8 protein-coding genes are annotated in these 8,609 nt (G+C 69.9%); 4 read left to right on the top strand and 4 right to left on the bottom strand.

From position 1 onward, the window contains the following. Positions 1–85: 85 nt before the first annotated feature. Both D7W79_RS34355 and D7W79_RS34350 read right to left on the bottom strand, forming a co-directional pair. Positions 86–625: a hypothetical protein gene (locus D7W79_RS34355; RefSeq protein ID WP_120529555.1), complete on the bottom strand. Its 540-nt coding sequence runs from the start codon at positions 623–625 to the stop codon at positions 86–88. A 9-nt stretch (positions 626–634) separates the two neighbouring features. Then, entirely contained in the window at positions 635–1,375 is a 741-nt protein-coding gene (locus tag D7W79_RS34350) for a hypothetical protein (RefSeq protein ID WP_244222130.1), read from the bottom strand. 186 nt (positions 1,376–1,561) lie between these two features. Between D7W79_RS34350 and D7W79_RS34345 the strand changes: the two genes are divergently transcribed. Genes D7W79_RS34345 through D7W79_RS34330 form a run of 4 tightly spaced genes read left to right on the top strand, consistent with a single transcriptional unit; the run spans position 1,562 to position 6,503 of the window. Then, on the top strand, positions 1,562–2,221 hold the full coding sequence (locus tag D7W79_RS34345; RefSeq protein WP_120529554.1) for a cobalamin B12-binding domain-containing protein: 660 nt from the start codon (positions 1,562–1,564) through the stop codon (positions 2,219–2,221). A gap of 4 nt (positions 2,222–2,225) precedes the next feature. Then, the gene (locus D7W79_RS34340) at positions 2,226–2,930 is read left to right on the top strand and encodes a hypothetical protein (protein WP_120529553.1); all 705 of its coding nucleotides are present in this window, start codon (positions 2,226–2,228) and stop codon (positions 2,928–2,930) included. After that, entirely contained in the window at positions 2,927–4,975 is a 2,049-nt protein-coding gene (locus D7W79_RS34335; RefSeq protein ID WP_120529552.1) for a hybrid sensor histidine kinase/response regulator, read from the top strand. Before D7W79_RS34340 ends, D7W79_RS34335 begins: the two co-directional genes overlap by 4 nt. Then, a complete protein-coding gene (locus tag D7W79_RS34330; RefSeq protein WP_120529551.1) occupies positions 4,968–6,503 on the top strand; it encodes an ATP-binding response regulator in 1,536 nt (511 codons plus the stop codon). Before D7W79_RS34335 ends, D7W79_RS34330 begins: the two co-directional genes overlap by 8 nt. A gap of 52 nt (positions 6,504–6,555) precedes the next feature. Here D7W79_RS34330 and D7W79_RS34325 read toward each other — a convergent pair whose 3' ends face one another. Both D7W79_RS34325 and D7W79_RS34320 read right to left on the bottom strand, forming a co-directional pair. Beyond that, complete coding sequence (locus D7W79_RS34325; RefSeq protein WP_120529550.1) at positions 6,556–6,921, bottom strand: helix-turn-helix transcriptional regulator; 366 nt, start codon at positions 6,919–6,921, stop codon at positions 6,556–6,558. Between the two features lie 335 nt (positions 6,922–7,256). Next, the coding region (locus tag D7W79_RS34320; protein WP_208729914.1) for a TolC family protein at positions 7,257–8,609 on the bottom strand (1,353 nt) is incomplete at its 5' end.

Raw genomic sequence — 8,609 nt, 5'->3', positions numbered from 1 at the left:
ACCCCGGGCCGGGAAAGGGAAGCCAGCACGTCCGCCTGCCGGCGCCATCAGGGGCAAGCGGAGCACACCCGCCCACCCGTGTCCTTCACCGTCCCGCGTCCTCCGGAAGCAGCTCCTGGCTCGGGGGCACCAGCACGGTCTGGACTCCACCATCCGGCAGCATCACGCCCCGCAGGTCGTCATCCGCGTCCACGCCGTCGACGACGCGCCGGAGGATGCGCCCGTCCGGGCGGAGGGCGTACTTCGCACCGGAGTCGAGCGCCGGGAAGCGCCGCCCACACGCGGCGGGATTCTCCTCCACGTAGACGAAGAGGAGGCCGTCCTGCCGGAGGACCCGGTACGTGTAGGACTCCGGCCGGCTGTCACAGGACGTCGCCGCGCTCCCCAGCGGGAACAGGTCGTGCGAGACGATCATCAACGCGCGCAGGGTCTCGCCATCCAACTCGACGGGCGTCCCCGCCTGGATGACGCCCGCATCGGCATCGGCATCGGCATCGGAGGAGACCGGGAAGCGGACGGTCCGGTCCTCCAGGACGGGCGCCGAAAGAGGCTCGGGCCTCCGGGCACAGCCCAGCAGTCCCAGCACCAACGCGACCGTCCTCAGCGACATGATCCGCCCTCGCATGCGGCCTTCCTACAGCGCATCCAGACGATAGGTGCGCTCATCGAGCCAGGTGACAGTGCCATGGGACTCCTGCTTCCACCGGCCCCCCGTGCGCGTCCACAGCATCATCTCCCGGGTGGCGGGAACGTACTGGTAGAAGCCGTCGCACGTGGGTGCGCTCGCATCCCGCGACCGGGAGAAGAACGCGACGATGGACAGGCGGATGCGGCCCTCCCGCGTCAGGACCTCCCAGTCGTGGACGGTGGCCATCGACTCGATGAAGCGCAGGTCCCGCGCGGAGAGGCGCGTCCCGAAGGGATGATTGTGCAGCGCGAAGATCTGCTTGAGGCTGTCCGGCGCGTAGCGGGAGTCATCCACGAACGGAGGCAATGAACAGCTCCGCAGTCCCCGCACCGCGTCTCCGGGACGGGATGAATCCGACAGCATGCTCATCTCGTATCGTCCGTCAGGCGTGGCGTAGAGCCAGGCGCAGTACTCCGTCGCCATGCGGAGGGCCACCTCGGGCTGTGCCTCCTGGAGGGCGACCACCGACGCATTCGGCTTGGAGAGGATGAGAGGACAGGCAGCGGACAGCGCGTCAGCGGCGACGTCGAAGGGCCCGAAGTTCTTCAGGGGTCCGGGGATGTGCTCCGGCGACGCGCCAGGGCCGGGCCGCCACACGCCTTCCACCTCTCGCGGAGCCGAGCATCCCGACACCAGCCCCAGGCCGACCACGAGGAGCCAAGCAGGACAGAAATAGCGGTCAAACATGAACTTCCGCACCATACCGCCAGCCTGCTCGCCCCACCGGGGCGTTCGCTTGAGCTGCAAGCAGAAAAGCAGCCGTTCGCTCCAGGGGGCGGGGAACTGTTCACTTCCGAGTGCGGGCAACCGCTCCAGGGTTTAACGAAAACAGGAAGCCCCCTACCCTGCCCCGTCCGCCACCAGCCGGTTCTCGTGATCCAATCGACCCCTGCCATCGACACGCTGCGGGCGCGGTATCTGGCCGCCCAACTCTCCGGAAATCGCCAGGAAGCCCTGCGCCTGCTCGTGGATGAGGGCCTGCTGTGCGGCGTGCCCCTCCAGGAGCTGCACCTGGAGGTCATCCAGGCCGCCCAGTACGAAATCGGCCGGCTCTGGCAGGAGAACAGCATCTCCGTGGCCCAGGAGCACCTGGCCACCGCCATCTCCCAGTACGTCCTGGCGCACCTGTACCGCCACCTGCCCCGCGACCCGGCCAACGGCAAGGTCGTGATGATGGCGTGCGTGGAGGGCGAGCTGCACGAAGTGGGCGCGCGCATGGCCAGCGACTTCCTGGAGATGGCCGGCTTCGACGTGCGCTTCCTCGGCGCCAACGTGCCCGCGGATCACCTGGCCCGCATGGTGCGCGAGACCCCGCCCAACCTCCTGGCCCTCTCCGTCACCATGCCCTTCCACATGCCCCAGGTCCGCGAGGCCGTGCGCAAGGTGCGTGAGGTGTCCCCGTCCCTGCCCATCGCCGTGGGCGGGCTCGCCTTCGACTGGGGTCCAGTTCTCGAAGAGGAGCTGGCCGTGGCCTTCTTCGGCAAGAGCGTGCGCGAACTGGTCGCCGCCGCCTGCCGCACCCTGGGAGTCTGACACCGTGTCGAACGTGAGCCTCCAGGTGGAAGCGCGGACCGCGTCCCTCGCTTCCAATTCTGTTCAAGCTTTGTACGAGGATCCGTTCTGGGCCGCGCGCTACGGCATCCAGCGCGCCCGCCGCTTCGGCGACGAGGACGCGGTCTTCCACGTGCGCTACCTCGTCCAGGCGCTCGACGCGTCCCGCCCCGCCATCCTGGAGGACTACGCGCGCTGGCTGCGCACCCTGCTCGTCACGCGCGGCATGTGCTCGCTGCACCTGGACCAGCACTTCGAGGGGCTCGCCCGCGCCCTCCAGGCGGAGGGCTTCGGCCCGGACTCGCTGCCCTTCACCTACGTCCAGTCCGCCCGCCAGGCGCTGCGCTACAAAGAAGGCCCCGCCCACCGGCTGGAGGAGGACCTCGCCGTCATCACCAGCGCGGCCGTCCGGAGGCTGGAAGCCCCACTGCCGCCCGGCAGCCGGCCCCGTCTGGAACAAGAGGTCCACCTCCAGTTGTCCTATCTCTCGGACGCGCTTGCCCTGGACCGAGCGGATCTGTGGGACGCGCACCTCCAGTGGTACGCGGGCTTCTGGCCGCGGCGGGGTCTTGCTCCCTTGAACCTTCTTCAATGCCTGGACGCGCTAAACGCCGCCCTGGGGACCGGCCACCCGGAAGCGCGAACGTTGCTCGCACGAACGCCTGTTTCGTGGGAGGAGACGCACTCATGATGCAACAGGATGACCGCGCCTCCGGGATCTTCGAATCCCTCAGCCGCGAGCTGGCGTTGGCCTGCGATGCGGAAGGGACGGTCATCTGGCGGGATGAGCGGGCCGCGCGCATCCTGGGCATCAAGCCCGGCCAGTCGCTGAAGAGCCTGGCCAGCCACGGCAGCGAGAACAAGGTGGAGAAGCTGCTCGTGCAGGCGCGCGACGAGGCCGTGGACGGCTGGGAGCTCATCCTCCAGCACGGCCACAAGCCCGCCGCGTTCGCCTTCCGCGCCCGGCCGCACGAGGGCGGCATCGCGCTGGTGGGCAGCCTGGTGCCGGAGGACTACGGCGCCGCGCTCACCCAGGTGAGCACCACGCTGGGAGAGCTGTCCGCGCTCCACCGCGAGACGGAGCGCCAGCAGCACGAGCTCAAGCGCCGCGCGGAGGAGCTGACCCGCCTCAACCGCGAGCTGGAGGAGTCCAACAAGGGCGTGCGCAGCCTGCACGCCGCCCTGGATGAGAAGGCGGAGAGCCTCCAGCGCGCGTCGGAGATCAAGAGCCGCGTGGTGGCCAACGTGAGCCACGAGTTCCGCACGCCGCTGCACTCCATCCTCGGCCTGTCCAAGGTGCTGCTCAACCCGCTCAACGGCAGCCTCGCGCCGGAGCAGGAGAAGCAGGTCCAGTTCATCCGCGGCTCGGCGGAGGCCCTCTTCGAGCTGGTCAACGACCTCTTGGACCTGTCCAAGGTGGAGTCCGGCAAGACGACGCTGCGCCACAGCCGCTTCGTCGTGTCCGACCTCCTGAGCGCGCTGCGCGGCATGACGCGGCCCCTGCTGGCGCCGGACTCGACGGTGGCACTCAACTTCGAGGACTCGCCGGAGCCCCTGGAGCTGGAGACGGACGAGTCCAAGCTCAGCCAGGTGGTCCGCAACCTGGTCTCCAACGCGCTCAAGTTCACCGAGTCCGGCTCCGTCACGGTGTCCGCCGCTCCGGGCCCGCGCGACACGGTGGTGTTCACCGTGAAGGACACGGGCATCGGCATCGCGCCGGAGAACCACGACCGCGTCTTCGAGGAGTTCATCCAGGTGGACAGCCACCTGCAGCGGCGCGTGAAGGGCACCGGCCTGGGCCTGCCGCTGGCGCGCAAGCTGTCGGAGGTGCTGGGCGGCACGCTCACCGTGAAGAGCAAGCTGGGAGAGGGCGCCACCTTCATCCTCACCCTGCCGCGCGTCCACCCGGAAGTGTCGGAGATGACGGGGCTTGCCCAGCGCAGCGAGAAGCTGGATCCGGGCCGCGCGCCGGTGCTGGTGCTGGAGGACGACCGCCAGACGCTGTTCCTCTACGAGAAGTACCTGGCGCGCTCCGGCTTCCAGGTGCTGCCCGTGCGCACCGTGGAGGACGCGCGCAAGGTGATGCAGCGCGTGCGCCCCGCCGCCATGGTGCTGGACGTGATGCTGGAGGGGGAGACGAGCTGGAGCTTCCTCGCGGAGATGAAGAACGGCGAGCAGACGCGGGACATCCCCATCCTCGTCGTCACCGTGACGGACCGCGAGCAGAAGGCGCGCGCCCTGGGCGCGGACGAGTTCTGGCTCAAGCCGGTGGACGAGGTGCGCCTGCAGAAGAAGCTGGCGTCGCTGGCCCGCGTCGGCCCGGTGGAGCGGCTGCTCATCATCGACGACGACGACGTGCACCGCTACCTGCTCAAGCAGTTGCTCAAGGACACGACCTACCAGCTGCTGGAAGCCTCCAACGGCCGCGAGGGCGTACGCATCGCCCGCGAGAACGCCCCCCACCTCATCTTCCTGGACTTCGTGCTGCCGGACATCACCGCCTTCGACGTGCTGGACGAACTGAAGGCGGATCCGCGCACGCGCGACATCCCCATCATCCTGCACACCTCCCACCAGCTGCAGGAGGCGGAGCGGGCCCGGCTGTCGCGTGAGACGTCCGCCATCCTGGCCAAGCACACGCTCAGCCGGGAAGTGGCCATCACCCGCATCCGCGACGCGCTGTCCAAGGCGGGATTGGGGAACCGGGAACTGCGCGAGGCGAACCCCCGTGGCTGAGCAACCGCGTCTGGCAACGGTCCTCAACGTCAACGACGACGAGGCCAACCGCTACCTGGTCAACCGCATCCTGGAGATGTCCGGCTACCACGTGCTGGAGGCGGCCACCGGCATGGCGGCGCTCATCCTGGCGGAGGAGCACCGCCCGGACGTCATCGTCCTGGACGTGAAGCTGCCGGACATCAGCGGCTATGAGGTCTGCGCGCGCCTGAGGGCCAACGCGGCCACGGCCGCCATCGCGGTGATGCACACGTCCGCGACGTTCGTCACGCCGGACAAGAAGGTGCAGGGCCTGGAGGGCGGCGCGGACGCGTACCTCACCCAGCCCTACGAGCCCTCGGAGCTCATCGCCACGGTGCGCTCGCTCCTGCGCCTGCGCCACGCGGAGCAGCAGGCCCGGCTGCGCACGGATCAGCTCATCGAGATGGACCGGCGCAAGGACGAGTTCCTGGCCATGCTGGCCCACGAGCTGCGAAACCCGCTGGCCGCCATCATGACGTCCATTGGCATCCTGGAGCGCAAGGGGTCCACGGACCCCAAGGAAGCGCGGATGCACGGCATCATCCAGCGCCAGACGCACCACCTGGCGCGGCTGGTGGACGACCTGCTGGACGTCAGCCGCATCACCCGGGGCAAGGTGGAGCTGCGCAAGGAGCGGCTCAACCTGACCGCGAGCTTCCAGCAGCTGCTGGACATCCTGCGCCCCCGCGTGGAGTCCCGCGGCCTGACGCTGGAGGTCCACCTGCCGCGCACGCCCTTGTGGCTGGAGGGCGACGCCACGCGCCTGGAGCAGGTCTTCAGCAACCTGGTGGACAACGCGGCCAAGTACACGGACCAGGGCACCGTCACCGTGGACCTCTTCCAGGAGGGCGTGGACGGCGACGCGCAGGCGGTGCTGCGGGTGAAGGACACCGGCATCGGCATCTCGCCGGAGAAGCTGCCCGCCATGTTCGAGCTGTTCGCCCAGGCGGACACGTCCCTGGAGCGCTCACGCGGGGGCCTGGGCATTGGCCTCACCCTGGTGCGCACGCTGGTGCGGATGCACGGCGGCACCGTGGAGGCCACCAGCGGGGGCCCCGGCCAGGGCAGCGAGTTCGTGGTGCGGCTGCCCCTGCTGCCCGCGGACCAGGTCCCGCTGGTGCTCGGCGGGGCGAACGTCCTGGACACGCGGCGCACGCGGCGCATCCTCCTGGTGGAGGACAACTCGGACGCGCGCCAGTCCATGCGCGACCTGCTGGAGCTGTGGGGTCACCAGGTGGCGGTGGCGCGGGACGGCGTGCAGGGCGTGGCGCTGGCGCTGGAGCACGCGCCGGAGCTGGCGCTGGTGGACATTGGCCTGCCGGGGCTGGACGGCTACCAGGTGGCGAAGGCGCTGCGAGCGCGCGTGGGGCAGAACCTGCGGCTGGTGGCGCTCAGCGGCTACGGCGACCCGGATGCCTACCAGCAGGCCCTGAAGGCCGGGTTCGACGTGCACCTCACCAAGCCGGTGCGGCCCGCCGACCTGGATCGCGTCCTGTCGAACCTCTGAAGGAGGGTCGCGCGCGGTCCGGTGTCCCCGGAGGCGGGAGTCGGGGTGGGGGCTAGCGCCGCTGGAGCGCGTTGGCCACCAGGCCCAGCAGCTTCACCTGGGCGGGGTCCAGCTGGCGCACGCTGCGCAGCAGCCGGCGCACTTCCGGACGCTCGGGCGTGGGCGGAGGAGCTTCGCTGGCGCGAGACGGCGGCGCACCCTGCGCCGCGAGTCCCAGCAGCTCGTCCGCGGAGACGTGCAGCTCGTGGCACAGCTTCAGCAGGGTCTGGACGCTGGGGAGCATGCCGCCGCGCTCCAGGCGGCCGTACACTTCCGTGGCCACGTCGATTCGCTCGGCGACGTCGGCCTGCGTAAGCTCCATGCGGCCCCGGGCGACCCGTGCCGATGCGCCGATGGTGGTTGCGAGTTTCTTGTCCATGCCTTTGCTTGCCGACCCGAAACGTTTGGCCGACGGCATAGGACGTATAGAGGCAGACAGACAGAACTTGCCGGGTCAGCCTCCCATTGTTCACCCATAGGGTCGCTGCGCGGGAGGTGGACTTTCAGAGTCCGGGCAAGCCCGACACCCATGCCTCTTCTGAGACGGAGTGCCCTCTGGAAACGGCCTTCGCGGCGTGCATCCCCGCATGTTTCCGGGCTTGTCGGGAGGTGACCCATGACGTTGGAGCCGCCGTTTCCTACGGTGTTCGAGCGTCCTGCCGCCACTGCCACCCTTCAGGGTTGGTTCATGTTTTACGTCTTCACCCGCCGGGCCTACCGCGAGGCCACGGTGCTCAGCTCCACCGTGCCCAGGGCGCGCGCCAGCTCCGCGCGGGAGGTGGCCAGGTCGTACGTCGCCTGCACCTGCTGGGCGGCGGCGTTGGTGAAAGCCACCTGCGCGTCGCTGACTTCGATGATGTTGCCCACGCCCGCGCGGTAGCGCCCCTCGGCCAGCCGCAGCCGCTCGCGGGCGTTCACCTGGGCCTCGTCCGCGGCGGTGAGCGCCTCGCGCGTGGCCACCACGTTGAGCCGGGCCTGCTCCACCTGGAGCCGCACCTGCTGCCGGAGCGCGTCCTTCTGCGCCTGGAGGTCGCGCAGGTTGGCGCTGGCCTCGCGCGTCTGCGCGCTGACGAGCCCGCCCTGGAACAGCGCCCAGCTCAGCTGCAGCCCGCCCTGCGCGCTCAGCGTGGCGCCATTGACCGGGTTCGCGCCCACGTCGGACACGTTGCCCGTGGCGCTCAGGCTGGGCCAGTGGCCGCCCTTCGTCACCTTCACCTGCGACTCCTGCGCGAGAATCTGGCGCTCGCGCGCGGCGACGTCGGGACGGGCCTCCAGCGCGCGCTTCACCAGCGCGTCCAGCGCCTCGTCCTCACCGGCGATGGCCGCCACCGTCACGTCCTGCACGGTGTAGTCCGTGGACGTCTCCGCGCCCATGGTCTGGTTGAGCTGCGCCTTCGCGGTGGCGTAGGCGTTCTGCGCGCGGATGAGCGCCACCTGCGCGTTGGCCTTCGCCGTGCGCTGCTGGAGCAGGTCGATTTCCGGCCGCGACCCCACCTGCACGGACGCGTTCACCTGGTTGAGCCGCGCCTCCTCGCTCTGGAGCGTCTCGCGCGCCACGCCCAGCAGGGCCTTCTGCGTGAGGACGTTGAAGTACGCGGAGCGCACGTTGCGCAGCACGTCCTGGAGCACCTGCTGCTGCGAGTCCTCCTGCGCGCCCGCGTTCTGCTTCGACGCGTTGTAGCGCCCGGACGTCCGGCCGAAGTCGTAGATGAGCTGGTTGGCGGAGATGCCTCCGCTGAAGCGCCGCGTGGAGCTGGACACCACGGCGGTGTCGCTGCCCGGCACATTCTGGATGACGGCCCGGTTGCTGGTGCCCAGCGTGTAGCTGGCGTTGGCGTTCACCTGCGGCAGGAAGCCGGAGAAGGCCTGATCCACGCGGGCGTACGCCGCGTCGGTGTTCGCCTGCGCCGAGCGCAGCATCGGCTGGTGCTCACGCGCCGCGGTCTCCGCCTCCGCCAGGGTGATGACGCGCCCCTCGGAGGCGGCGGACGCGGACAGGGACTGCTGCACGGCGGGGGGCGTCACGGGCGCCGCCGGGTTCTGGGGCGTCGTCGGAGCCTGTGGGGC

Origin of the sequence: Corallococcus exercitus (assembly GCF_003611585.1) — a bacterium.
Lineage (GTDB): Bacteria > Myxococcota > Myxococcia > Myxococcales > Myxococcaceae > Corallococcus > Corallococcus exercitus.
Note: the sequence above shows the minus strand (reverse complement) of the source record. Positions and strands in the feature narration are given on the sequence as shown.